Annotated in this window: 21 protein-coding genes; 5 read left to right on the forward strand and 16 right to left on the reverse strand. The window is 63.0% G+C overall.

What is annotated here, in order from left to right; genetic code table 11:
* The first annotated feature begins 348 nt into the window (after positions 1 to 348).
* Positions 349 to 642: a hypothetical protein gene (locus tag ACTJLC_RS24735; protein ID WP_310134089.1), complete on the forward strand. Its 294-nt coding sequence runs from the start codon at positions 349 to 351 to the stop codon at positions 640 to 642.
* 105 nt (positions 643 to 747) lie between these two features.
* Here ACTJLC_RS24735 and ACTJLC_RS24740 read toward each other — a convergent pair whose 3' ends face one another.
* Complete coding sequence (locus tag ACTJLC_RS24740) at positions 748 to 1,983, reverse strand: EAL and HDOD domain-containing protein (RefSeq protein ID WP_083085648.1); 1,236 nt, start codon at positions 1,981 to 1,983, stop codon at positions 748 to 750.
* 537 nt (positions 1,984 to 2,520) lie between these two features.
* Between ACTJLC_RS24740 and ACTJLC_RS24745 the strand changes: the two genes are divergently transcribed.
* Positions 2,521 to 2,946 (forward strand): hypothetical protein, encoded by a 426-nt coding sequence (locus tag ACTJLC_RS24745; protein ID WP_310134093.1) that lies wholly within the window; start codon positions 2,521 to 2,523, stop codon positions 2,944 to 2,946.
* Positions 2,947 to 2,994: 48 nt separating this feature from the next.
* On the opposite strand, the gene ACTJLC_RS24750 is transcribed toward ACTJLC_RS24745, so the two are convergent.
* The 4 genes from ACTJLC_RS24750 to betC all read right to left on the reverse strand — a co-directional run bounded on the left by ACTJLC_RS24750 (position 2,995) and on the right by betC (position 7,539).
* On the reverse strand, positions 2,995 to 3,285 hold the full coding sequence (locus ACTJLC_RS24750) for a DUF6723 family protein (RefSeq protein ID WP_374709873.1): 291 nt from the start codon (positions 3,283 to 3,285) through the stop codon (positions 2,995 to 2,997).
* Between the two features lie 281 nt (positions 3,286 to 3,566).
* Complete coding sequence (locus ACTJLC_RS24755; RefSeq protein WP_073431103.1) at positions 3,567 to 4,715, reverse strand: porin; 1,149 nt, start codon at positions 4,713 to 4,715, stop codon at positions 3,567 to 3,569.
* A gap of 268 nt (positions 4,716 to 4,983) precedes the next feature.
* The gene (locus tag ACTJLC_RS24760) at positions 4,984 to 5,937 is read right to left on the reverse strand and encodes a choline ABC transporter substrate-binding protein (RefSeq protein WP_090518820.1); all 954 of its coding nucleotides are present in this window, start codon (positions 5,935 to 5,937) and stop codon (positions 4,984 to 4,986) included.
* 63 nt (positions 5,938 to 6,000) lie between these two features.
* Positions 6,001 to 7,539: a choline-sulfatase gene (gene betC, locus ACTJLC_RS24765; RefSeq protein ID WP_310134096.1), complete on the reverse strand. Its 1,539-nt coding sequence runs from the start codon at positions 7,537 to 7,539 to the stop codon at positions 6,001 to 6,003.
* A 132-nt stretch (positions 7,540 to 7,671) separates the two neighbouring features.
* Between betC and ACTJLC_RS24770 the strand changes: the two genes are divergently transcribed.
* Both ACTJLC_RS24770 and purU read left to right on the forward strand, forming a co-directional pair.
* Entirely contained in the window at positions 7,672 to 8,586 is a 915-nt protein-coding gene (locus ACTJLC_RS24770; protein WP_310134099.1) for a choline sulfate utilization transcriptional regulator, read from the forward strand.
* A 126-nt stretch (positions 8,587 to 8,712) separates the two neighbouring features.
* Complete coding sequence (gene purU / locus ACTJLC_RS24775; protein WP_310134101.1) at positions 8,713 to 9,588, forward strand: formyltetrahydrofolate deformylase; 876 nt, start codon at positions 8,713 to 8,715, stop codon at positions 9,586 to 9,588.
* Between the two features lie 94 nt (positions 9,589 to 9,682).
* Here purU and ACTJLC_RS24780 read toward each other — a convergent pair whose 3' ends face one another.
* The 10 genes from ACTJLC_RS24780 to ACTJLC_RS24825 form a co-directional block, all read right to left on the reverse strand.
* On the reverse strand, positions 9,683 to 10,540 hold the full coding sequence (locus ACTJLC_RS24780) for a glycine betaine ABC transporter substrate-binding protein (protein WP_073431160.1): 858 nt from the start codon (positions 10,538 to 10,540) through the stop codon (positions 9,683 to 9,685).
* A gap of 138 nt (positions 10,541 to 10,678) precedes the next feature.
* Entirely contained in the window at positions 10,679 to 11,917 is a 1,239-nt protein-coding gene (locus tag ACTJLC_RS24785; protein ID WP_310134105.1) for a hybrid-cluster NAD(P)-dependent oxidoreductase, read from the reverse strand.
* Between the two features lie 33 nt (positions 11,918 to 11,950).
* Positions 11,951 to 13,264, reverse strand: coding sequence for an aromatic ring-hydroxylating oxygenase subunit alpha (locus ACTJLC_RS24790; protein ID WP_310134107.1), 1,314 nt, complete (start codon positions 13,262 to 13,264; stop codon positions 11,951 to 11,953).
* A gap of 73 nt (positions 13,265 to 13,337) precedes the next feature.
* Entirely contained in the window at positions 13,338 to 14,123 is a 786-nt protein-coding gene (locus tag ACTJLC_RS24795) for an electron transfer flavoprotein subunit beta/FixA family protein (RefSeq protein ID WP_310134109.1), read from the reverse strand.
* Positions 14,120 to 15,304, reverse strand: a complete 1,185-nt coding sequence (locus ACTJLC_RS24800) for an electron transfer flavoprotein subunit alpha/FixB family protein (protein ID WP_310134112.1) — start codon at positions 15,302 to 15,304, stop codon at positions 14,120 to 14,122. Before ACTJLC_RS24800 ends, ACTJLC_RS24795 begins: the two co-directional genes overlap by 4 nt.
* Positions 15,305 to 15,308: 4 nt before the next feature.
* Positions 15,309 to 17,222, reverse strand: a complete 1,914-nt coding sequence (locus ACTJLC_RS24805) for a (Fe-S)-binding protein (RefSeq protein WP_310134115.1) — start codon at positions 17,220 to 17,222, stop codon at positions 15,309 to 15,311.
* 2 nt (positions 17,223 to 17,224) lie between these two features.
* The gene (locus tag ACTJLC_RS24810) at positions 17,225 to 19,288 is read right to left on the reverse strand and encodes an NADH:flavin oxidoreductase (RefSeq protein WP_310134119.1); all 2,064 of its coding nucleotides are present in this window, start codon (positions 19,286 to 19,288) and stop codon (positions 17,225 to 17,227) included.
* A 35-nt stretch (positions 19,289 to 19,323) separates the two neighbouring features.
* Complete coding sequence (locus ACTJLC_RS24815) at positions 19,324 to 19,860, reverse strand: DUF5943 domain-containing protein (protein WP_073431113.1); 537 nt, start codon at positions 19,858 to 19,860, stop codon at positions 19,324 to 19,326.
* 44 nt (positions 19,861 to 19,904) lie between these two features.
* On the reverse strand, positions 19,905 to 20,876 hold the full coding sequence (locus tag ACTJLC_RS24820; protein ID WP_154873614.1) for a dipeptidase: 972 nt from the start codon (positions 20,874 to 20,876) through the stop codon (positions 19,905 to 19,907).
* An 18-nt stretch (positions 20,877 to 20,894) separates the two neighbouring features.
* Entirely contained in the window at positions 20,895 to 22,169 is a 1,275-nt protein-coding gene (locus ACTJLC_RS24825) for a serine hydroxymethyltransferase (RefSeq protein WP_154873613.1), read from the reverse strand.
* A 456-nt stretch (positions 22,170 to 22,625) separates the two neighbouring features.
* Between ACTJLC_RS24825 and ACTJLC_RS24830 the strand changes: the two genes are divergently transcribed.
* On the forward strand, positions 22,626 to 23,621 hold the full coding sequence (locus ACTJLC_RS24830) for a GlxA family transcriptional regulator (protein WP_154873612.1): 996 nt from the start codon (positions 22,626 to 22,628) through the stop codon (positions 23,619 to 23,621).
* A gap of 23 nt (positions 23,622 to 23,644) precedes the next feature.
* Here the strand turns inward: ACTJLC_RS24830 and ACTJLC_RS24835 are convergent, their stop codons facing one another.
* Positions 23,645 to 24,949, reverse strand: a complete 1,305-nt coding sequence (locus tag ACTJLC_RS24835; RefSeq protein WP_310134126.1) for an MFS transporter — start codon at positions 24,947 to 24,949, stop codon at positions 23,645 to 23,647.
* Positions 24,950 to 25,306: the final 357 nt, after the last annotated feature.

Here is a 25,306-nt window from a genome sequence, read left to right on the forward strand (position 1 = left end):
CATCCTCGAGTGCCCAGGTTCGAAGCCATGCGGCGCCGCGGGAAGGATCGCGCCACGAATAAACAGCCACGTTCTCGACGCGCCTTGTCGTACAAAGGAAGAAAAATCAGTCATTGATTGTTTTACAGGTACCTGGTAATGGCTTTGAGTTCGTTGATCGCATTGGCCGGTGACTGTTTTCCCTTACCGGTCGCCTGCTCAGCTTCTCCACCTATCAATCCAACCTATCAATTGTGGTAGGTGACACCGCTGGTCGAACGAGTAAAGATCCACGATAGACCGCGCTCCTATCCGATGCCGCAGTCGTGCCGCCTCAGTCCAACAATGATGCAATGGTGGAGATTCCTCGTGACCAAAATCGTCAACCCAAAGATGACCGCGGCAAATGAGCCCGAGCCGCAAAAGCCAGGCGACGCCCCTCTTCCTGACTCGTTGGACCGGATACCGCCCTGGTCTACCAATACCGAACTTCCCGCCGTCGAGAACGCGGCCGATTCCGCGAATCCCGTTCAGCCAGGCGACGCCGCGGTCGACGATCCTCCCGAATACTCCGCTTCCGATCCCGATGCGCTCGGGCAGGCCAACGCGTCCACGTCGCCTCAAACTCAAACGCAGAATGATCGAGGCCAGCTTAAATGGTAATGAGCGGGTAATGAGCGCCGTAGTGGAGAATCAACGCTACGCCGCACGTTCTGAAGCGTGATACGCGCGTGCGAATGACGGGTCTCACCGCACGCGCACCTCACCTCACCACAATCTGCCCTGATAGATTTGAAGAATGTCCCGTATGTCGTTTCCGGTCAAAGATCTGAACGACTTCATCCGCTCCGGCGATTGCGTGGAATCGCCCGAGCCGCCGAGCCGTTCGAGCCTGACGATTGCCGCCTGAGCATCGCCCTCTTCGAGCAGCACGGCAATCGACAGCAACTCGCCCAGCACGCCGCCTCCGTTCAGAAGCGCATTGCGGATGACATCGGAAACCGGCAACTCATTCACGAAAACCGGCAATTCCATCCGACACGCAACGTGCAGTAACGACAGCACGCCGGTGAGATAGGCGGTGGCCGCCAGCGAACCCGGAACCTCCACCAGCGTGTCGATCGCCTTTTCCATGAAACGCGCGCGCCGCTGTGCGAGCAGCGCAAGCGGGTCTTCCTCGACCGGAAGCCCGGCCGCGTTGGCATAGAGCAGCAATCCGCACCAGTGCATGAGCCTGCGGCTGCCGGCTATCGACAATGCCTGCTTCAACGATGAAATACGCTCGGTCTTGCCGTTCGGCTGTTTGCTGCTGTTGGCAAGCCGCAATAGCTGCGTGATGAGCATGGGAGCGCCCTTTAGCGCGCGCGCGATACTCCCCAGAGGCGCATCGTTGCCGACCAGTTCGAACACGTGAAGGATGGCCTTCACCGGCGGCATCGAGCGCTTGCCGCTGACTAGCTGCGGCTTCGCAAAATAATAGCCTTGCAGCAGATCACAACCGAGTTGAAGGGCCAGCTCCGCGTCCTCCGCGCGCTCCACCTTCTCCGCCAGCACGACCTTGCCCGCACGTTTGAACTGGCCGATCAGTTCCGGCAACGCGTCGCGCTGCACGAACGGCCAGTCGATCTTGACGATGTCGACGGAGGGCAGAAAGCGGCGGATATCGTCGGTCATGCTCGTGACGTCGTCGAGAGCGAGTTGGAAGCCCGCGCCTCGCAATTCGTTGCAGCGTCGCGAGAGCGCCGGCGTCAGTTCGACCGACTCGAGGATTTCCAGAACGAAACGCGACGCCGGCAGCACATCGGGGTAGTCGGAGAACAGAAAGTCGTGCGGACAGTTCAGAAAGGCGGCCTTGTTGCCGACCAGCCGTTCGAGACCGATCGCGCCCACCGCGTGCTCGACCACCGCGGTCGTGCTGCGCAGTTCGTCCTCGATCCGCACGGACGCGGTGGGTCCATCCCTGAACAGAAGCTCGTAGGCGACCACGCGCCCGGAGCGGTCCATGACCGGCTGTCGCGCCACGAACACAGCCGTATCGCCAGGTGTTACGGCATCTAGTGGCACTGTTGTCACGATTGGCTCCCCGTTGAATCCTGTAGTGGATATGTCGACGCTGCTGCCCCGCCCTCGCCTGCTGCGCGCGAGATGGCGCGCCGGCCCGGCGCACAGTCTGCCTTAATTCGTCGTAGGAGTGATTATGCCGAAGTATCGTCCGCGTCTACGCGTCTACGTGTTCCGGGAAGGTGAGCGATCGGCTTTCGATCTGCGCAAACGTCCGCGTCCGCGTCAGCCTCGCCGCGAGACGCCCGCGCCTCGCCGCCTCGCCACCTCCGCCAGGTATCCGCCTTGCTGCGTCCACGCAATGACGCCGCAACTTTGTGTTCGATCCAGGACATCCGCCGGGCGCGTCATGAACGGCGTGCCGTCGCCGCCAGTCGACGCCGGCAACGGCGCCGGACGAGTCCGCCGGCGCGCACCGCATGCGTGCATCCGGGCGCATGCCGGTGCTGTGGATCATCACGCAATTCGGAGGCAACCACGATGATGCTCACCGACGAGGAAATCGCCCGGCTTCAAGCCGTCGCGCCGTTTCTGCGCAGCGAGGCCGCCGAGGCACTCAAATCCAGCGGACGGCATGAAGTGACGCTCGAACTGGAAGCGCATCTGCAACCCGGCTTGCGCATCCGCGCGCCGCAAACCGCCCAAACGCCACGGTCCGCCCGCGACCGCGACGCCGCCCCGCCCTATCCGCTGGACCTGTTTGTGGGTTTGCCGCTGAACGAACTGCGCGCGCTCGCCAACGGCGGCGACGCGGCGCGCGAGCGCGGCGTCGCCCATTTCGGCGCGACGTTTTTACCTCGGCTTGTAAGCGCGATCCAGACGATGACGCCGGATGAGATCGATCTGACGGCCGGTGTGCAAAGCAAACCCGGCACGCTGTCCGTGATGCTGGACGACGAACAGTAACCCGGAGAGCGGCCGAACTCACCGCGCGCGGGCTTCAGGTTTCGGGATTCAAGCTTCGGGATTCGCGAGATCCGCCGCGACGATCTCCGCGCCTTTTGCCCTGGCGCTATCGCGTGCTTCGCCGGCGGTGTCGAACGGGCCGATCGGCGGCGCGCCGTCGAACGGGAAGATGAGGCGGTCGTCGATCATCCGCACGACTTTCAGGTCGCCCATGAACGCACCGCTCGGCGTGCGCCGGTAGGTCGCGTAGATCTGGTAATCGCTGGCTTGCACGGGCACGTCGATTCCCACCGACGACTCGCCGGCATTCTTGCGGAAGCTGAATTTTCTTCTTACCACCACTCCCCCTGTTTCGCTATGAATAACGCGATGTGTCGCGCATGCCAAAGCCGGTTCCATGCGACTAGCCGCAAAGCCACGCGGCAGGCGCATGCACGCTGCTGTCTCGCCAGCAACACAGCAAGGGGTATTCCAGAGAAATGGGCGGTGAATGGACGATGATTTCTTGCAAGCCCACGCGCGAGTCGCGAAAGCGAATTGCAAGGATCGCAAGACGGCAAAGCGCGGGGGCGGCCCCCTCGATAGGGAAGCCGCCCCCGCGCAAAAGCGATGAATATCGCCTAGAACGCGTGCTTCATGCCGATCCGCACGTCGGACTGCGTGTTCGACGTGGACGGCGCGAAGCTATAGCCGATCACGGCGTTCACGCCATCGGACGCGCGCAGATAGTCGCCGGAAATATATACGTCCGTGCGTTTGGACAACAGGTAATGCAGGCCCAGCGATCCCTGATTCCAGTGATTGCCTTCAAAGCGCGTGTGCTGATAGCCGCCGTACAACGCGAGCGCCGGCGTGAAGTTGTACGATGCGCCGCCCTCATAAACCTGCATATGCGAGGTCTGACCCAGGCCCTTGATGGTCGTATACGTGAAGTCGCCGGTCAGCATCAGCTTGCCGATCGTATAGGCGGCGCCAATGCCGAACGCGCCTTGCTTATCGACCGGAAAGGATGACGAGCTATACAGATCCGTCACCGCGCCGGTTGCCGGATCGACGGAAACAGTCGGCCGGCCGAGGAAACTGCGCGTGCCGATCATCGCATACGGATCGAACGCATAGATGCCGTACGGGTTGTTCAACTGCGTATAAGCGGTGCCGATGTTGAACGCGCCGTGCTCGTAACGTGCGCCCACGCTCCACGCGCTTTTCTGATGGAAGTCGCCCGCCGTATTGCCGAACGAATACATGCCGCCGAAACTGAAGCCCGAGAAATCGCTCGACAGGAACTTGACCGAATTCGGCAGACGGTCGCCGTTCATGCGGTCGAAGTCGCCCTGGTGGATCGCGTAGCCGCTCGCCCATGCGGAGATGTTGTACAGATAGACGAACTCCTCGGTCATGTCGAGCTGATTGCCGAACGACAGCGTGCCCCACGAGTTCTTCAGGCCGACATAAGCCTGGCGTCCGAATTCGGCGCCGCCGAATCCAAGCTGGCCGTTGCCCAGGTGAAAGCCCGATTCGAGCACGAACACGGCTTGCAAGCCGCCGCCGAGATCTTCCACGCCCTTGAAGCCGATCCGGTTGCCGTACGAAATGCCGTCATCGAATTTGAACTGGTGGGCGCCGCCTGCGTTGTTCACGTAAGTGATGCCGGCGTCCAGAATGCCGTACAGCGTGACGCTGCTTTGCGCATGAACAGCCGTGGGCGCGAATGCGGCGCTGGCCGCGAGAGCGAGTCCCGAAAGACTGGCGGCATTTCTCTTCTTCATCTAGATTCTCCCCTGCTCTTTGCCTGCGTATTTCGTTGGATGAAGCGATTCTTGCCGGGCGTTGTATTCGACGCGCGGCGTTTCTCGCATGAGGGCAGTTCGAAACCGGCTGGGACTGACTGAAACGGAGTGGAGCTGGCGTCGAGGCAGTCAATCCGCATGGCTTGCCTGCCTCGACGGGTCAAGAATACGAGTCCAGATTTATGGCGAATCAACCGCATGCGACATGAATCTGTCGCCTGGCGACCTTGCCGCCACGAATGCCGCTTTATTTCACGCCGAGGGCGGTTTGCACCGCTTGCAAGCCATTCGCGCCGCTGGCCGTGTTAACTCCGTCGAGCCACGACTTCAACAATTCCGGGTGACGCTTGAGCGCTTCGGTGGCCGCGACGTCGACGCCTGTTTTCTTTTCCAGTACTTCGGTGATCACGCCGTTTTCCAGATCGACATTGAACGTAAGCTGTTTGAAAAGGCGCCCCACATTCGGGCATTGCGCGGCATAACCGCTGCGCACCACCGTATTGACCGTGGCGCCGCCGTAATTCGGCCCGAAGTACTTGTCGCCGCCATCGAGATAGGTCAGCTTGAACTTCGTGTTCATCAGATGCGGCTCCCAGGCGAGGAACACGATCCACTTCTTCTCGCGCACCGCGCGCTCCACCTGCGTGAGCATGCCGGTCTCGCTCGATTCGACGACCTTCCAGTTGCCGAGGCCGAACGCCTTGTCGTCGACCATCTTCTTGATGTTCTGGTTGGCCGGCGCGCCCGGTTCGATGCCATAGATCTTATTGTCGAACTTGTCGGCGTTCTTCGCGAGGTCCGCGAACGAGTGGACGCCGGCGGCCGCCACGTAATCGGGCACCGCGAGCGTGAACTTTGCGTTCGTGAGATTCGGATGCACGACCTCGATCGATTTCTCTTCCTCGAACGGCTTGACGACCGGCGCTTGCGCCGGCATCCAGTTGCCGAGGAACACGTCGATCTGTCCTTTCTTCAAGCCCTGATAGGTGATCGGCACCGACAGGTTCGCCACCTTCTGCGTGTAGCCGAGCGCCTTCAGTACAACGCCGGTCATCGCATTGGTCGCGTCGATGTCGGTCCAGCCCGGCCCCGCCATGTTGACCTGCGTGCACGACTGCGGCTCCGCGGCCGAAGCAAGAGTGGCCGCGGCGCAGAAGAGCGCGGCGCCGGATACGGCCTGTTTCAAGAGCTTTTTCATCATGTCGGCTTCCTGTAGGTGGGGTGAATCATGAGCGGGACATCGAGCGGAACACCGGGCGGCAAACTAGTGCGCGACGGCGGGAAAGCGCGCCATCGCTTCCAGCGTATCGAGATCGATGTGGTTGCGCATGTAGCGCTGGCTCGCATCCACCAGCGGCTGCCAGTCCCACGACGCAACCGTGCCCTGCGTCGTGGCCGCGAAATGAAAGTGACGGCGGCGCTGGCTTTTCAGAACCTCCTCGTGCAACGCGGCGAGATCCCAGCGTCGCGCGATCTCCTCGCGCAGCGCCGCCACTAGCAGCGCGTATTCGGCGCGCGCGGCAAGGTTCTCGCGCTCGAACGGGTCCGCCGCGACGTCGTATAGCTGATCGGGATCGGCCGGCGTGTGGATGAACTTGAAATGCCCGCGCCGCAGCATCACGATCGGCGCTATCGCGCCTTCGGCCAGATATTCGCCGATCGCCTCGTCGTGCCCGCCACCGGCGCCGCGCAGATGCGGCATGAGGCTTTGTCCGTCGAGCGAATCCGGCCACACGGCGGGCAACTCGCCACGCGCCAATTCGACGAGCGTGGGCAACAGATCGAGATGCGATACCGACGCCTTCACGCGATGCGCGTCGAACTGCTGCGGCGCATGCACGATCAGCGGCACCCGGCAGCCGCCTTCGAAGAACGTCATCTTGTACCAGAGGCCGCGCTCGCCGAGCATCTCGCCGTGGTCCGATGTCACGACGATCACCGTGTCCTGGGCGAGGCCCGCCTGTTCGAGCGCATCGAGGATCGCGCCGAACTGATCGTCGACATAGGAAATCGCGCCGTAATAAGCGCGGCGCGCATTGCGGATCTGCTGGTCGGTCGGCGGCGTGCGGTCGGTTTGAGAGACGTGCCGCAAGCGCTTCGAATGCGGATCGGCTTCGTCGAACGAATCGCGATACGCGGGCATGTCGATGCATTCGTCGGGGTACATGTCCCAGTACTTTTGCGGAATCGCGTACGGGTCGTGCGGGTGCGTGAGCGAGGCGACCAGGCAGAACGGCCTCGCGTCTTTGCCGGCATGACGCTCGCGCGCGATGTCGAAGAGCTTTTGCCGGGTCGTGAACGTGACTTCGTCGTCGAAGTCGAGTTGATTGGTGCGCACGCACGGACCCGCGTCGATCACCGAACTCATGTTGTGATACCACGTGGGGCGCGCTTCGAAATCGTCCCAGTTGGGCGTCCAGCCGAAATCGGCGGGATAGATGTCGGTGGTGAGCCGTTCCTCGAAACCGTGCAATTGATCGGCGCCGCAGAAATGCATTTTTCCGGACAGGATCGTGCGATATCCTTCCGCGCGAAGATAATGCGCGAACGTCAGTGTTTGCGACGGAAATTCCGCTGCGTTGTCGTAAGCGCCGATCGCGGACGGCAGCTTGCCCGACAAAAAAGAAAAGCGCGACGGCGCGCACAACGGACTCGCGCAATACGCCGACTCGAACACCACGCCCTGCTTCGCGAGGCGATCGAGATTGGGAGTTTTCGTCAGACGATGCCCATAAGCGGCAAGCGCGAAAGGCGTCATCTGGTCGGCCATGAGAATAAGAATATTCTTTTTGGTGTCAAGCATTGGAACTTGCCTCGAATAGAATCGCAAATGGCGTTGCAAGCGGATGAATCAGGCCGGGCAGCAACAGCACTATTGCCGTCCAATTCGCCGCTGTGAAGACGGCAAATCGTTATGTGCCTATAAGGGGGCGTTATGTCGAGGCAGGATCGCTTGCCGCCGATGCAGGCGTTGACGATGTTCGAATCGGCCGCGCGGCTCGCCAGCTTCACGGCGGCCGCTCGCGAGTTGGGTTCGACGCAGCCGGCGGTGAGTCAGCGCGTCGTGCAGCTCGAAGAAGCGCTCGGTGCGCCGCTCTTCGAGCGCGGCCATCGCGGCGTCACGCTGACGGAGGACGGCGTGCGTCTCTTCGAAGCCGTGCACGACGCGCTCGACACGATCCGCGCAGCCACCGCCGAGATTCGCGCGCGGCGCACGCCGCAAACGCTCACGCTCTCAACCGATTTCGGCTTCGCCACGTATTGGCTGATGCCGCGCCTGTCGCAATTCAAGGCGTTGATGCCGGACGTCGACGTGAAGATCATCACCTCGCAGAACGTGTTCGATCCATCGCACGAGCAGTCCGACATTGCGATTGCATTCGGCGACGAGGATTCGGATTGGACCGCGCGCGGCGTGGTCAAGCTGTTTCCCGAACGCGTGACGCCCGTGTGCAGCCCCGCGTTTGTCGCGGCGCATCCGTCCTTGCGCACGCCCGCTGACTTGACGAATCTGCCGCTGCTGCATCTCGAACCCACTCAGCCGGCGCGCTGGCTTTCATGGGCCGACTGGTTCGCCGCGCACAGCCTCGACGCGCCCGCCGCGCATCGCGGCATCACGTTCAACAGCTATACCCTGGTGGCTCACGCCGCGATCATGGGTCAGGGCGTCGCGCTCGGCTGGGCGCCGCTCGTCGACGAACTCCTCGCTACCGGGCAACTGGTCGAACTGTTCGATACGCCGCTCGTCACCGGGCGCGGCTATCTGCTCGTCACGCAGCGCACGGCCACGCCGGTCATCAGCGCGTTTCGCCAATGGCTGCTGGGCGAATGCGGACTCGACGCCGAATGAGCGCCTGACGTTCCCGTTCCAGCGCGACGGCGGTTAGCTTCTATCCGCGCGTCCGGTGGATTTGCTCTACTGCGATGATGCATGCCGCGCCCCGCGGCGTCGCCTTATCGTCTATGTGGAGAGCGCATGTCCGCCGATTCCCGTCCCGATCAACTGGTTCTCACCGTCGCGTGTCCGAGCGCGGCGGGCCAGGTTGCCGCCGTTGTCGGCTTTCTCGACCGGCATCATTGCTATATCGACGAACTGACCGTTTTCGACGACGACCTCAGCGAGCGCTTCTTCGTGCGTTGCGTGTTTCATGGCGTCGAGAGCAAGGAGAGCCTGGACATCGCGGCGCTCAAGCGTGAATTCACCGTCATCGCCGAGCGCTTTCAGATGACATGGGCCATGCACGATGTCGGCATGCGGCCGAAGGTGCTCATCATGGTATCGAAACTCGAACACTGTCTCGCCGACTTGCTATTCCGCTGGCGCATGGGCGAGTTGAAGATGGATATCGTCGGCATCGGCTCGAATCATCGCGACCTCGAACCGCTTGCGCAGCAGCACGGCCTGCCGTTCCATCATCTGCCGATCACCGCCGACGCCAAGCCGCAACAGGAGGCGCGCCTGCTCGATCTGTTCGAGACCTCGGGCGCCGAGTTGATGATTCTCGCGCGCTACATGCAGATTCTTTCCGGCGAAACGAGCCGCGCGCTCGCGGCGCGCGCGATCAATATCCATCATTCGTTCCTGCCTGGCTTCAAGGGTGCGAAGCCTTATCACCAGGCGCATGCGCGCGGCGTGAAGCTGATCGGCGCAACCGCGCATTTCGTGACCGACGATCTCGACGAAGGCCCGATCATCGAGCAGGTGGTGGAGCGCGTCGATCATGCTTACGGCCCGGAGCGGCTGCTCGCCACGGGACGCGACGTCGAATGCATCACGCTGGCGCGAGCGGTGAAGGCGTTTATCGAGCGGCGCGTGTTTATCAACGGCGATCGAACCGTCGTGCTGCAATAAGCAGAGAATAAGCAAAAACGCCGCTAAAAAGCGGCGTTTTCTTTAGAAGTTGCCGCTCTTTTAAAGCGGCAACCGTTTCACAAGAACAAGGCGATCACTTCACCCAGCTATCCACGCGATCGCCATGCGCGCTGATCCATGCATCGGCGGCGGCGGTCGGCTTCTCGCCGTTTTGCGTCGCCAGCATCACGCTGTCGATCTCGCCCGGCTTCCATTGAAACTTCTTCAGGAACGCGACGACCGGCGGCGCTTTCTTTTCGAGTTCCGGATTCACGACGCTATCCACGTGCTCCGCTTCACCGAATACTTTCTTCGGGTCTTCGAGGAATTTGAGCTTGTACTTCGCGAACATCCAGTGCGGTTTCCAGCCGGTCACGATGATCGGCTTGCTCGCCGCTTCCGAGCGCGCCAGTTCGGCGGTCATCGCGCTGCCCGAACTCGGCATCAACGTATAGTTCAGCCCATACGCCTTGATCGCTTCGCTGGTTTTCTGCATCACGCCCGCGCCCGCGTCGATACCGACAATGCGCGCGCCGAATTCCGCCTTCTTCGCTTCCAGATCGCCCACGGTCTTCACGTCGGCATTCTCCGGCACGATCAGACCGATCTTCGCGTCGTTGAAGTTCGGGCCGAGGTCGACCACCTTCTCCTTGAAGTTATTCCAGTACGCACCGTGCGTGACCGGCAGCCACGCGGAGAGCGTCGCGTCCAGATCGCCGCGCGCCACGCCTTGCCACATCACGCCGGCCGCGACCGGCACGAGTTGCACCTGATAACCGAGGCGTTTTTCGATCACGCGCGCAGCCACGTTGGACGTCGCCACGCTGTCGTCCCAGCCTTCCACGTAACCGATCTTGATGGTCGGCTTCGTATCGGCCGACACGCTAACGCTGCTTGCCGCCAGCGCCGCGCTCAAGGTACTCAACACCAATATCTTTTTGATCAGTCTCATCGCCATCTCCCGTTCGCCGTCCAAAAAACAACCCATTGAGCATTTAGAATCGCCAGCCAGAAAGGCCGGGTAACGTTGTTTTCCGACATGCAGTTGTCCGCATGCGACCTCGCCCGAAATCCGGGTCCGATTCTTGTCTTACTTATCGACGACGAGATCGCTGAGCGGCTTGCTGCAGCACAGCAGCACCATGCCCTGGTCGATCTCACGCTGACGAATCCCGCCCGCGTGTTTCATCGCGACTTCACCCGACACCAGCTTTACCTTGCACGTGCCGCACATGCCCTGCGTGCACGATGCGGGCAGCCGAACGCCGGCTTTCTTCGCCGCATCCAGTACATGCTGACCGCTGCCGCATTCGATCTCGCGATGGCTTTTGGCAAAGCTCACCTTGAATTTCGTGTCCGTCGACTCGACCGGCGCGGGCGCAAAACCCGGCGCCTGTGCGCGCGTTTCGACAAAGGTCTCCGCGGTAGCGGCAACCGTGGCACTGGCTGTCTGCAACGCATCCGCGACATGCGCGGTCGTCAATTCGGCGGCTACCTCGCTCACCGTCTCGAACGAAAAGCTTTCCTCGTGATAATGGCTGCGATCGAATCCGCCCTCGTCCAGCAGATTGCGCACGGCCTGCATATACGGCGCGGGCCCGCAAGTGAAGATCTCGCGTTCGAGGAAATCCGGCGCGATCAGCTTGAGCAGCGGCAGCGTGAGAAAGCCGGTCACGCCAGGCCAATTCGTGCGCGCGCCGAGCCGTTCGCACACGAACGCCGTGCGGAAATGCGCTTGGTTAGAGGCAATCAGATCGAGCTCGCGCGCGAAGATGATGTCGTCCGGCGTGCGCGCGCTGTGCACGAATACGATGTCGCTGTCCTGACCCAGTTCGTGATGCGCGCGGCTCATCGACATCAACGGCGTGATACCCGAGCCCGCCGACAAAAACAGAAACTTGCGCGCCGGATGCCGCGCGCAGGTGAACTCGCCCGAAGGTCCAAGCACGCGCACCTGCGAACCCGCATGCAGATTGTCGTGGAGCCAGTTCGACACCTTGCCGCCCGGCACCCGCTTCACGGTGATCGAAATCGTATGCGGTCGCGTTGGCGGCGACGAAATCGTGTAGCAGCGATTCACCGCCTCGCCGTCGATCTCCAGTTCGAGCGTGATGAACTGCCCCGGCTCGAACACGAACGCGCGTTCCGACGGCGCGCGAAAGAAGAAGCTTTTGACGTCGTGCGTTTCCTGGCGAACCTGGCAGCACACCAGCGTGTCGTCGGTATCGCTGTTCCAACGCGCCGGCAGCGTCTCCCAGAACCGCGGTTGCGTCACGCGGTTGGGAGCCGGCTCGGTCCTGAGCTGAAACGTCGCCTGATCGCGCATCATTGTTTTCTCCCGCTCCTGGTTGCGGTATTGCGCTCAGCGCTTGAACGACACGACTTTTTCGCCGTGCGGTAGCGGCGCGGTATTGCCCGCGTCGCTGGTTTGGGGTGCGTTGTCGTAATCGGCAATGCGGCCGATGTACCACTCGCAGAACTTCTCGACCAGGCCCTCGGTGAACGGCGAATACGGACCCGGCTCGTAGGCGCTGCTCGTCGCGCCGCGCTGTGAGTATTCGACGAGCGCGCGGTCCTGATCGTTCGTCGCGCGCCACACGGCCGTGAGGTTGTTCACGTCGTAGTCGATGCCCTCGCGCGCGTCCTTGTGCACGAGCCACTTGGTGCGCACGAGCGTCTTGCCGGCGGACAGCGGAATCACCGAGAAGCTCACGATATGGTCGCTCATGAAGTGATGCCATGAATTCGGCTGCGTCCAGAACGACAGGCCGCCGAGGTCGGCTTGCTCGAAACCGCCGAGCAGTTTCTTCGAGGCGACCTTCGCGTCGAGTGTCTGCGATTCGCCGTCGCGATCGAGCGGCAAGCGTTGCGTGCGGAAACCCGTGACGAGATCGGCGAGCCGTTCGATTTCCGCTGAAGGCAGATTCATCGCCTCCCACTGCGCGGTGCGGCGCGCCACCGTTTCCTCGAAGGCGGCCATGCCTTCCTCGTTGGCCGGCGTACGCTGATAGCCGAAGCCGTATTCATAGAGCGAAATCGTCAACTCGGGATGGTTCGCGACGCAGTGGTAGCACTCGCGGTTGTTCTCCATCGTGAGCTTCCAGTTGCCTTCCTCGATGATGTCGATCGACGCCGCGATCTTGCAGCTCGGCAGATCGTGCGGCAGCAGATACGGTTCCATCGCGGCGCGCACCACGGCGAAGTCGGCCGGCGGATGTTCCGCGAGGCAAATGAAAATCAGGCCCGCGAGGTTTTCCAGGTGCACGGACTTCAGGCTGTGCTTGCAGCGGTCGAACTGATCGCCCATGTGCTCGGCGTACATCAGATCGCCGGTCAGGCTATACGTCCAGCTGTGATACGGGCAGACGATATTGCCGAGCGAACCCTTCTCGCTGTTGCACAGCCGCGACCCGCGGTGGCGGCAGACGTTGTGAAACGCCCTCACCTGCATGTCGTCGTCGCGCACGATCAGGATCGAATCGTGACCGATTTCCACCGTGATGTAGTCGCCCGGTTCCGGCACATCCGGCTCCACTGCGACCTGAATCCAGTGCTGGCGGAAGATCGCGTCCATGTCGAGCGCGAAAATATCCTCGCTCGTATAGAACGGCGCTTCCAGCGTGTGATTCTTCTTGCGGCGTTCGATCATTGCGCGAACGTCTGCGGAAACTTTCATTGTGTGCTCCGTTGCGTATCACGTCTGGTGCCGCGCCAGGCCCTCCTGGTCGCGCGCTGGCCTGAATGAGAAATCAGTAATCCACGAGTTGATGCTCGCGCAAATACGCGAGTATCACTTGTGCTTTTTCGACGGAACTCCCCTCAATTACGACGCTGCCGCCGCGGCTTTCGGTCGTCGTTGCCGAGAGCATGCGGGCGTGGCCGGAGCGCTTTTCGGCGGCGGCGAGGCGCACCGGTTTGGCGCTGGCCGGGCGAACTGTCCAGGCCAGGGAGTCGGGGTCGTGAGGGTTGCTTTCACTATGCGTGGCGACCGGGCGGATCGTGCCTTCACGCAGCCTTGCATACGCATACTTCGGCACGGCGTTGGCCATCGGATGCACCGCGATCAAGGCAGGCAGTTGCACCTCGACGCGCCGGCGCAAACCCTTCGGCATGAATTGCCGGACTTCGGCGCAACCGTCGCGCAAGGTCAGATCGACCGCCGCGCCGATGAGCGGCATCTCCAGCGCATGAGCGACGCGATACGGCAGCATGCCGCTGTCGAATGCGCCTTCGGCACGCGTGCCGGTCAGCACCAGGTCGTAACCTCGCAGACGCGCGGCAAGCGGCGCGGCGGCGTCGGCCTGAACTTCAGGCGTCGCCGGCAATTCGAGCACTTCGACCGAGCGCGCGCCGAGCGCGAGATATTCGTTGAGCGCCGGATTCGACGGATCGCCCGCATGTAGCACGTCGAGTGTCGCGTTGTGCGCTTTCGCGAGCGAGAGCGCCATTGTCAGCGCGGCGGCGTCGTTGCGGCTGTAGCGCGCGGCGCCGCTCACCGGATGACGGCCCACGGAAACCAGTACGGCGATCTTCATGCGAGCGCTCCCTCGGCAGGTGCCGTCGAGTTCAATAAGGCCGCGCCGGTTCCGCGCGCCGTGCGCGCCGCGGATGCGGCTTCGTTCAGCGCGGCGATGGTTTCCTGGGCGTCGGCGATCACGGTGAGATTCGCGCGCTTGGCGATCGGCGCGCTGGCGTCGAGATTCACCGCGATCACGTGACGGCAATCCTTGATGCCTTGCAGATGCTGCACCGCGCCCGAAATGCCGAACGCGATATAGACGCTCGCCTCGACCGTCTTGCCCGTCGCGCCGATCTGCTTGTCGCGCGTGAACTTGCCGTCGTCGACGGCCACGCGGCTTGCGCCGATCGCCGCGCCCAAGGTGGACGCGAGACGCTCGAACGCGGGAACGTCGCTCACGCCGTTGCCCGCCGAGACGATGAAATCCGCTTCTTCGAGCGCCAGTTGCGCGGCATCGATTTCCTCGATGCCGAGGTCGCGCACGGCGCCTTTGGACGAAACCGGCTCGCCATCGACGCGCCACACAACCCGCTCGCCCGCGCCGACAAACGGCAATTTCGGATCGACGGCGTTCGGCGCGAGCAGCACCACTTCGGGCAGCGAGCGCGCGGCGAAAGTGGTATTCGCCCGCACATAAGCCGCGACGTGCGTGGCATCGATCTCCACCACATGCGTTGCGACGCTCGCATTGGCGGCAGCCGCATAGCGGCGGCCGAGGTCGCCGTCGCCGGTCGCATTGTCGGGCAGGAAAATATGGACCGGCGCATACGCCGCGACGCACGCGGCCAACGCGTTCAATTCGTCGATCGGCGCGAACTTGCGGCGGTCGAACATCGGCAATTCGATCAGCTTATCCACGCCGAGCATGCCGAGCGCGGCGGCCTCGCCGGTGAACTCGCCGAATACCAGCAGCACCACTTCGGTGGTTGCGTCCGCGATCAATGCGGCGGCGGCCAGCGTTTGACGCGCGTGATCGTCCAATGCGCCGCGGTCCGCATGGGCGGCGACCAGCAACACGCGCTGCGGCGTCGCGCTCGTGCGGCGCGGCTTGGCCTGCTCGCGATGATGGCCCGCCGAGCCAGCCGCCGCGAAGTCCGCCGACCCGGCCACGCCGGTCGCACCGAGCGTGATGCGCCTGAGGCCATCCGCCGTGATGGTGAACGGCCGGCGCGGATCGATTCGTTTGAGAGTGTTCATCGCGTTACTCCAGCGCCGCTGCAACCAGTTCGGCAACGTCGAGTACTTCAGGACGCGGCCCCACCACGCCTTCGAGCATCGCCGTGCAATTCGGGCAACCCACCGCGACGATTTCCGCGCCGACCGTGCGGGCGTCGTCGATGCGAATGTCGGGAATGCGGCGCTTGCCGGGAATGTCGGTCAACGGCGCACCGCCGCCGCCACCGCAGCAACGCCCGCGCATGCCGTTGCGCTCCATCTCCACGACCTTGATGCCGATGCTCTTCAGCAAGCGGCGCGGCGCTTCGGTCTCGCCGTTATAGCGGCCCAGGTAGCACGGATCGTGATAGGTGATCTTGCGCTCCGCCAACGCGGCCACCGCGCGCGGCGACAGCTTGCCGCTCGCCACCAGCTCGTCGATCAGCGCCGTGTGATGCTGCACTTCGTAGAAGCCGCCGAGCGCGCGATATTCGTTGCGCAGGCTGTGCAGCACGTGCGGGTCGGCGGTGACGATCTTGCCGAACGAGTACTGCGAAAGCGTGCCGATCAACTGCCGCGCGAGTTGCTGGAAGGTGGCTTCGTCGCCGAGACGCCGGGCCGTGTCGCCGGTATCGGTTTCCACGCCGCCGAGCACCGCGTAGTCGATGCCCGCGCGATTCAACACCTTGACCAGCGCGCGCAGCGTGCGCTGATAACGCATGTCGAACGCGCCTTCGCCGGCGATCAGCAAGACCTCTACGTGACGCCCCGGTTGCGCGACCTGCACTTGCAAATCGACCGCCCAGTCGTAGCGCGCGCCGATGTCGTAACCGTTCGCGCTGCCCGTCTCGCGCAGATTGGCGAGCGTGATCGGCCCCTTGCCCGGCACGTTGCCTTCGACCAGGGTCTGATTGCGCCGCATGTCCACGATCGCGTCGACGTGCTCGATCAGCATCGGGCACTCCTGCACGCAGGCGCGGCAAGTCGTGCACGACCACAGCGTATCCGCTTCGATCAGGCTGGAAATCAGCGGCTTGCCGGGCGCGCCGGCATGCTTGCCGAGCGGAATGCCGGGCGTGGGACTGCCTGCATAGTTGGCGTCCGTGCCGCCCACCATGCCCGTCACCAGGTCCTGAATCAGCTTCTTCGGATTGAGCGGCTGGCCGGCGGCGAACGCGGGACACGCCGCCTCGCACTTGCCGCACTGCACGCACGCGTCGAAACTCAGCAACTGGTTCCAGCGAAACTCGACCGGCTTGCCGACGCCGTATTCCTTTGCGTCGAGCAGCGGCGCCTTTAGCGCGGTCGGCGGCACCACGTCGCTATCGTTGCGCTCGGCGAAACGCTCCTGGCGCGGATGAAACGCGAGATGCAGCAGACCGGCGAGCGCATGCTTCATCGGGCCGCCGCGCGCCGCGCCGAACGTCATCGTGAACGCGCCCGCCGCGATCAGCAACGCGACGACGATCGCCAGCGCACCCGACATCGCCGAAGCCGGCAGCGCGACGAACAGCACGAGGCCGAGCGCGAACGAACCGAGCAGCAGCGGCAGATGATCCCAGGGCCCGCGCGAAAGCCGCGCCGGCACCGCCTTCGCGCCATGCCGGCGACGCCAGACGAATACCGCGCCCACCAGCATCACGAGCGCGGCGAGGAAAATCAGCCGGTCGAGCCACACGGAGTAAATCGCCAGCCCGTAGTTGACGAACACCAGCGCCATCGCGAGGATCGCGCCGCCCGCCGTGGCGACGTGCGTCCTGGCGATGTACGGATCGCGCGCGACCACATGGTGCAGATCGACGAAGTAGCGCTTGGGAATCGACAGCAGATTCGCCCAGCCGTAGGCGCCCGCCGCCGTGGCGCGGCCTTCGCGCCAGTAAGCGGCGCGTTTGGCGAGCGCGAACGCGAGGCCGGCCACCGACAGCCACAGCAGGACGGTGATGACAAACACGGGGCTCATCGTCAGAAATCCTTGCAAAGACGCAGCGCGTCGTAGATCGCGCCGTGAATGTTGTGCATGGAAATGCAGTCGCCGACGCGGAACAGCAGGAAGCGGCCGTTGCCGAGTTCTTCGCTCAAGGACGGTTGCGGCTCCGAGGCGAACAGCTTGTGCACGTCCACCTGGCCGCGATTGACCGACTCGGGCTTGAGCGTCCAGTAAAGCTGGTCATTGGGCGTGCTGCCGTTCTCGATCACCACCTGATCGACCGCGCGTTCCTCCTGCTCTTCCGTGTACTCGTTGCGGATCACGGCGATCTTCTTGCCGTCTTCCTCGTAGACCTTGTCGAGCCAGTAATTCGGCGTATGAATCACGCCTTGCGCATAGAGCCGGCGATAGAAAATCGGGAACGTGGTGCCGCCCACGTCGTCGGCCACCTTCACGTCCGGCGTCACGATCTCGACGTTCGAGCCGCGGCTCGACATGAAATCGGCGACGCCCGCGCCGGCGTGCGTGCTCACGCCGTCATAGACGAGCACGTTCTTGCCCGGTTCGACCTTGCCCGACAGCACGTCCCACGAACTTACGGCAAGACCTTCCTCGACGCCCCATGCCGCCACTTGCGACGTGAACGACGAGCCGCCCGTCGCCAGCACGACGATGTCCGGTTGCTCGGCCATGATGGTTTTCTCGTCGGCGGCAACGCCGAGCCGACGATCGACGCCGAGGCGCTTCGTCTCCATATCGAACCAGCGCACGATGCCCGCCATCTGTTCGCGCTGCGGCGCTTTCGCGGCCAGCATGATCTGGCCGCCCACGTAGTCGTTCTTCTCGAACAGCACCACGTCATGACCGCGCGACTTCGCGACGCGCGCCGCTTCCAGTCCCGCCGGACCCGCGCCGACCACGATGACCTTGCGCTTCGGCCCGCGCGTCTTCGCGATCACGTGCGGCATGGTTGCTTCGCGCGAGGTCGCGGCGTTCTGCACGCACAGCACGTCGAGCCCGTTGTACTGACGGTCGATGCAATAATTCGCGCCGACGCACTGCTTGATTTCGTCCTCGCGGCCATCGCGGATCTTGATGACCATGTGCGGATCGGCGATCTGCGCGCGCGTCATGCCGACCAGATCGACCATGCCGCCCGCCAGCAGACGTTCCGCCTGCCCCGCGTCGCGAATGCTTTGCGCGTGCATGACCGGCACCTTCACCACCGACTTGATGCCGGCCGCGAGATGCACGAACGGTTCGGGCGGCAGCGCCATCGGCGGCATGCAGTTCGCGAGCGTATTGTGCGTGTCCGCGCCCGAGCCGATCACGCCGAGGTAGTCGATCAGGCCCGTTTCGCTCATGGCCTGGGCGATTTCCTTCAACTGCTCATGATCGAGCCCGTCCTCATGAAACTCGTCGCCGCACATGCGCAAACCGATGCAGAAATCCGCGCCCACCGCTTCGCGCACCGCCTTCAATACTTCAGTGCCGAAACGCAGACGGTTTTCGAGCGAGCCGCCCCATTCGTCAGTGCGGAAATTCGTGCGCGGGCTCCAGAACTGGTCGATCAGGTGCTGGTGCGCCGCCGAGATTTCGACGCCGTCCATGCCGGCATCTTTCACGCGCTTCGCGGCCGCCGCGAAATCGCTGATGATGCGGCGAATCTCCTCCACTTCGATGATCTTCGCGTTGCCGCGGTGCACCGGCTCGCGCACGCCGGAAGGCGACATCAGATGCGGCCAATGCTCGCCATGAAACGCCGAACGGCGGCCCATGTGCGTGGCCTGAATCATGATCTTCGCGCCATGCCGATGCATCGCCTCGGCGAGCCGCGCGAGCGGATCGATGATCTTGTCGGTGGACAGATTCACCGACTTCCACCAGCCCTGCGGGCTGTCGATCGACACCGGGCTCGAACCGCCGCAGACGGCGAGGCCGACACCGCCCTTCGCCTTCTCCTCGTAGTAACGGATATAACGGTCGCCGGGCAAGCCGCCCGGTTCCGCATAGACCTCCGCGTGCGCGGTGCTGACGATGCGGTTGCGCAAGGTCAACTGGTTCAGCGTGAGAGGCTTGAAAAGGTTCGGGTAACGCATCGCGATCAACCTCGGAATGGATAGGCTCAGGCGTGTTACGAAGCGAGCGGCGACACTTCGAATACGCAATGATCGTGGCCTTCAGCCGCGCATTGCGCTTCCCGCGAATACGAAGGCGGGCCCTTGCGCGCGGCATCCGGCGCGGTGTCGTTGACCCAATCCATCGCGCCCGCGAACCAGCCGGCGAACATGTAGCAAAGCTTGCCTTCCTTGCCCGGCTGCGCGAGCACGAACGACGAATGATGCAATTCGATGCGCGCACGCGAGCTCGACGGATCGGATTCGGTGATCCTGAAGATGCCCCAGCCGCGTTGCGACAGGCGGTTCAGGTAATGCTCGAACACCGCCATGCCGGAAATGCCGTGCTGTTTCGCTTCCTTGTCGCACCAGAAATAAGCGGACTTGTAGCCGGCCTTGTAGAGAATCTCGGCGTACGTGTCGCGGCCCAGCGCTTCCTCGACGGCGGTGTGATTATTCGTGAAGAAATGACGCGGCACGTACAGCATCGGCAGCGCGTCGGTGGTCCAGACGCCGGTGTTCGGGTCGACGTCGATAGGCAGTTGGGGTTGCATGTGGAGACTCCGTTTTTTATAGCGTGAGGTTCGTCGAGTGGCGCTCAGACTGTCCAGACTTCACCGAACACCCGCACCCAGTTTTCACCCATGATCTTCCTGATGCGCGTCTCGCTCCAACCGGCGCGCTCCATCGCGGCCGTGAGGTTCGGAAACTCGCCGATCGTGCGAATGCCCTCCGGATTCACGACCTTCCCGAAGTTGGTGAGTTGGCGATAGCGGCCCTTGTCGTGCGTGATCCAGTCGAAGAACTCGGTGCTGTAGCCTTGCGTGAAATCCGTGCCGATGCCGACCTGGTCTTCGCCGATCAGATTCACCACGTACTCGATTGCCTCGATATAGTCTTCGACGGTCGCATCCGCGCCGCGCTTCAGGAACGGAGCGAACATCGTCACGCCGACGAAGCCGCCCGCATCGGCAATCTCTTTCAGTTGCTCGTCGCTCTTGTTGCGCGGATGTTCTTTCAATCCCGACGGGCAGCAATGCGAGTAGCACACCGGCTTGTTCGAAGCCGCGATCGCTTCCGAGGACGTCTTGCCGCCCACGTGCGAAAGATCGACCATGATGCCGACGCGGTTCATCTCCTGAATCACTTCGCGGCCATAGCCGGACAGACCGCCGTCGCGTTCATAGCAGCCGGTGCCCACCAGGTTTTGCGTGTTGTAGCAAAGCTGCACCACGTTCACGCCGAGATCCTTGAAGGCTTCGATATAGCCGAGGTTGTCCTCGAACGCGTGCGCGTTCTGGAAGCCGAAAATGATGCCCGTCTTGTTCTCTTTCTTCGCGCGGAAGATGTCGTCGGTGGTACGCACCAGCGTCAGCATCTCGCCGTATTCGCGGATCTGCTGCTTCATCTCGGCGATGTTGTCGACCGTCTTCTGGAAACTTTCCCAAACCGAGACCGTGCAGTTCACCGCGGTCACGCCGCCCTTGCGCATGTCCTCGAACACCGAGCGCTCGAACTTCGAAATGTTCAGACCGTCGATGATGATGCTGTTGTCGTGCAGAGTGCTCATCGTGTGCTCCAGGCGTTCTCAGTAGATGGGGAAGCGTTCGCACAGCGCGAAAATCTCGCGGCGCACGCGTTGTTCGGTGGCGGCGTCGCCTTCGGGGTGGTCGCGCAGCGCGTCGAGCACCTCGACGATCAGCCGCCCTATCTCGCGGAATTCGCTCACGCCGAAGCCGCGCGTCGTGCCCGCCGGCGTGCCGAGGCGAATGCCGGAAGTGACCGTCGGCTTCTCGGTGTCGAACGGAATGCCGTTCTTGTTGCAGGTAATGCCGGCGCGCTCCAGGGCCTGCTCGACCTGGTTGCCCTTGAGACCCTTCGGGCGCAGATCGACCAGCAGCAGATGGTTGTCGGTGCCGCCCGTCACCAGATCGACGCCGCCCGCCTTCAGCACTTCCCCGAGCGCCTGCGCATTGGCGAGCACGTTGTCGATATAGGTCTTGAAGCCGGGTCGCAGCGCCTCGCCGAACGCCACCGCCTTGCCCGCGATCACGTGCATCAGCGGGCCGCCTTGCAAGCCGGGGAACACCGCGGAGTTGATCTTCTTGGCGATGTCTTCGTCATTCGTCAGGACAAAGCCGCCGCGCGGGCCGCGCAACGTCTTGTGCGTGGTCGAGGTGACCACGTGCGCATGGTCGACCGGATTCTGGTGACGCCCCGCCGCGATCACGCCGGCAATGTGCGCCATGTCCACCATCAGCTTCGCGCCCACGCCATCGGCAATCGCGCGCAGCCGTGCGAAATCGAGCGCGCGCGGATAAGCCGAGAAGCCGGCGATCAACAGAGCGGGTTTGTGCTGCTGCGCGAGTTCCTCGATCTGCTCGTAATCGATCAGCATCGTGTCGCGATTGACGCCATACTGCACCGCGTTGAACCACTTGCCCGACATTGCCGGCTTCGCGCCGTGCGTGAGGTGGCCGCCCGCGTCGAGCGACATGCCGAGCACCGTGTCGCCCGGCTTCACCAGCGCGAGCATCACCGCGCCATTGGCCTGCGCGCCGGAATGCGGCTGCACGTTGGCGAATTTCGCGTTGAAGAGTTGCTTGATGCGATCGAGCGCGAGCGTCTCGATCACGTCCACGTATTCGCAACCGCCGTAGTAACGCTTGCCCGGATAGCCTTCCGCATACTTGTTGGTCAGCACCGAGCCTTGCGCTTCGAGCACCGCGCGCGACACGATGTTTTCCGACGCGATCAACTCGACTTGCGACTGCTGGCGCTCGAGCTCTTTCAAAACAGCGCCGCGCACCGCGGCATCGCGCGTGGCCAGCGATTCTTCGAAGAAGGGATTCGGGTTCGACATGGAAGGGTCCGTGAAGTCGTTGACGGAAAGGCCGGAAAGCGCCGCTCAGTGGATCGTTTGAGCCCTGCCGCCGCCGGTCTGCATTGCGTCTATTCTTGACGTTCGCCCCGCGCGCCAATTTATGAATTCAGACGTGTTCTTTGCCTTTTCCGCCATGCCCGTCCTTTTTTCACAAGTCGGCGCTGACGCGCTTTCGCCGCCGATCTTCCCAGCCCAATCATCAGACGCAGAGCCGGCCTTCGTGCTGCACTGCAACCGATCGCCGCGCGCGGTTCAGGTGCGAAAAACAGGCTCGCGGCTCCGTTGTGGTGCCCCCTGTCGGGCTGTCCAACCTTAACCGGCGGCAACTGAGGGTTTAGCCTGATGGCATGGTAGTTGCACAAATACGCAAAATTGCAGGAGTCGCCGCTCCCCACGGCGACGCGACACTATAGATTCGAAGGAATCATTCCTCCCATGGCCACCGACCGCACGGCATCGTTGTCGCATTTCGCATTCATGCCGGTTCCGAACTTCACGATGATCGCTTTCACCAACGCGATCGAAGTCCTGCGCATGGCGAACTACCTGAGCGGACAGACGCTTTATCGCTGGTCGATCGTGAGTCCCGAAGGCGGACCGGTCACGGCGAGCAACGGCCTCTCGGTCGATACGGGGCCGGTGGAATGCGTCGGCCAGCCCGATATCGTGTTCGTGATCGGCGGCATCGACGTGCAGCGCGCCACCACGCCCGCCCATCTTTCCGCGTTGCGCCGCTTTGCCCGCATGGGCAGCGTGCTCGGCAGCCTGTGCACCGGCACTTATGCGCTCGCGCGCGCCGGCTTGCTGGCCGGTTATGCCTGTGCGATTCACTGGGAGAACATGTCGGCGCTCAAGGAGGAGTTTCCCGACACGCGCTTTCTGAAAGAACTGTTCGTGATCGACCGCGATCGGGTCACCTGCACGGGCGGCGTGGCGCCGCTCGACATGATGCTGAACCTGATCGCGCCGCGTGTGGGCACGGCGCGCGTCACGCAGATCGCCGAGCAGTTCATCGTCGAACATGTGCGCGACACCAGCGCGCAACAGAAAATGCCGCTGGTCGCGCGGCTAGGTTCGGCCAACAAGTCGCTCTTCGAAGTGATCTCGCTGATGGAGAACAACATTGAAGAGCCGCTTTCGCGCGAGGAACTCGCGCGCCTCGCCGGCATGTCGCAGCGGCAATTGCAGCGGCTCTTTCGCGAGCACCTCGGGATGACGCCGACGCATTACTATCTGACGCTGCGGTTGCGGCGCGCCCGCGAACTGCTGCTGCAAACCGACATGTCGATCATGCATATCACGATGGCTTGCGGCTTCCAGTCGGCTTGCCACTTCTCGAAGAGCTATCGCGACGCGTTCGGCACCGCGCCGACGCGCGAGCGTCGCAAGCAGGCGCCTTCGCTTGCGGTAGTGCCTGTGATGGCGGCCTGATTCTTCAGGCGTTCAGGTCGGGTTCACATTTCCGAGCCGACGCCGGGCGCCGCGACGGGATCAGCGGCATCAGCGGTATCGGCGGTATCGCCAACGGTAAGCGGCTCGATTCTGCCGACGATCACGAGATAGCTAAGCGCACCCAGCAGGCAGGAGCCGCCGGCCACACACAGTGGCACCTTGAACGAACCGTTCGTCAACGCGACCATGAAACCGGTGAATGTCGTAATGACGATCCCCGCGAGATTCGACGCGAAGTTCTGGATTCCGCCGATCGATGCAACGTGATCCGGCGTCGGCGCGACGTCGTTGGGCAGCGACAGCACACTGGCCGCGGCGAACGCGAGACTGCCATAGGCGACGCTGAAGAACGCGAGCACCAGATAGATGTTCGTCGTAAAGGCGGACAGCGTAATGACCGACGAGAGCAGCATTCCGCCGACCATGCAGGATTTGCGCGCGGCCGTCAGGCTCCAGCCGCGCCGGACCAGTGAATCGGACACGAAGCCGCCCAGCCAACCGGAAGGGATCGCGACGAGCGCGGGAATCATGCCGAGCGTGCCGAGCGACTTCAGCGAGAAGCGGTGCGTCTGGACCAGATAGCTCGGAAACCACGTGATAAAAAAGTAAATCACGAAGTTCAGGCAGAAGAAGCCGAGCATCATTCCCCACAGCGTGCGATGGGTGAACAGCGAACGCCAGGTGATTTTCCTACGCTTGGCGGCTCCCGATTGCACAGACGAATCGACCGCGCCGGCGCGACGTGCGCGTGAAGGATCGCGATAAATCAGCAACCAGCCGACGACCCACACGAAGCCCAACGCGCCCGTGATGACAAAGGCGGCCTTCCAGCCGAAAGAACCGATGATCAACGCGACGACCGGAATCGAAAGCGCGGAGCCGACTCGGGAGCCGCTGTCGTAAATGGCGGTGGCGAAAGCGCGTTGCCGGGGCTCGAACCATTGCGACACGAGCTTCACGCAAGACGGATACGCACCGGCTTCACCGGCGCCGAGCATCAACCGGCAGCCGAACATTCCCGCGATGCCGGTCGGCACTGCCGTCAGCATGGTGAACAGCGACCACCAGCCCACGGCGAGAGGCAGTGCGATGCGCGCGCCGACGCGGTCGACGAACCAGCCGAACGGCATCTGCATGAGCGCGTAGGTCCAGAAGAACCCGCTCAATACCAGGCCCATTTCAGTCGGGCCTAGGCCTAGCGCGCGCTGAATCTGCGGCGCGGCGACCGCAAGATTCGCGCGGTCGACGTAGTTCACCAGATTGGCCAGAAAGCAGAGAAAAATCACGGTCCAACGTGTGTTGCTCATCAATGCTCTCGTGGCAGAAGCGGGATTTTTTTCGTTGCGCTGTGGCTGACGAATAGCGCGCTTTGAACCGAACAGGTCGCGCGCGAGCGACCGTCCGGCGCGACACGCGGCGAAAGGATAGCAGAGGTGAGCGGTTGATCGCCCGACATTCTGGCGCGTGGGCACAGGTCGGGCTGGTGAGAGGTGGCGTGCTTGGCGCTCGGAGAGAGCGACGGATGAGTGCGACGCAGCGAAAGCATCCGCGCGCGTCAATTTCCCGGCATTGCATGCACGGACGCGCCGGCCTTGATACCGTCTGCGATTGCCTGCGATTGCGCACGGCAATTGGACGAGCGGTACCGCGAACGATGCGATCCC

It is taken from the genome of Paraburkholderia sp. 22099 (assembly GCF_052045835.1).
In the GTDB taxonomy this organism is placed as follows: Bacteria; Pseudomonadota; Gammaproteobacteria; order Burkholderiales; family Burkholderiaceae; genus Paraburkholderia; species Paraburkholderia terricola.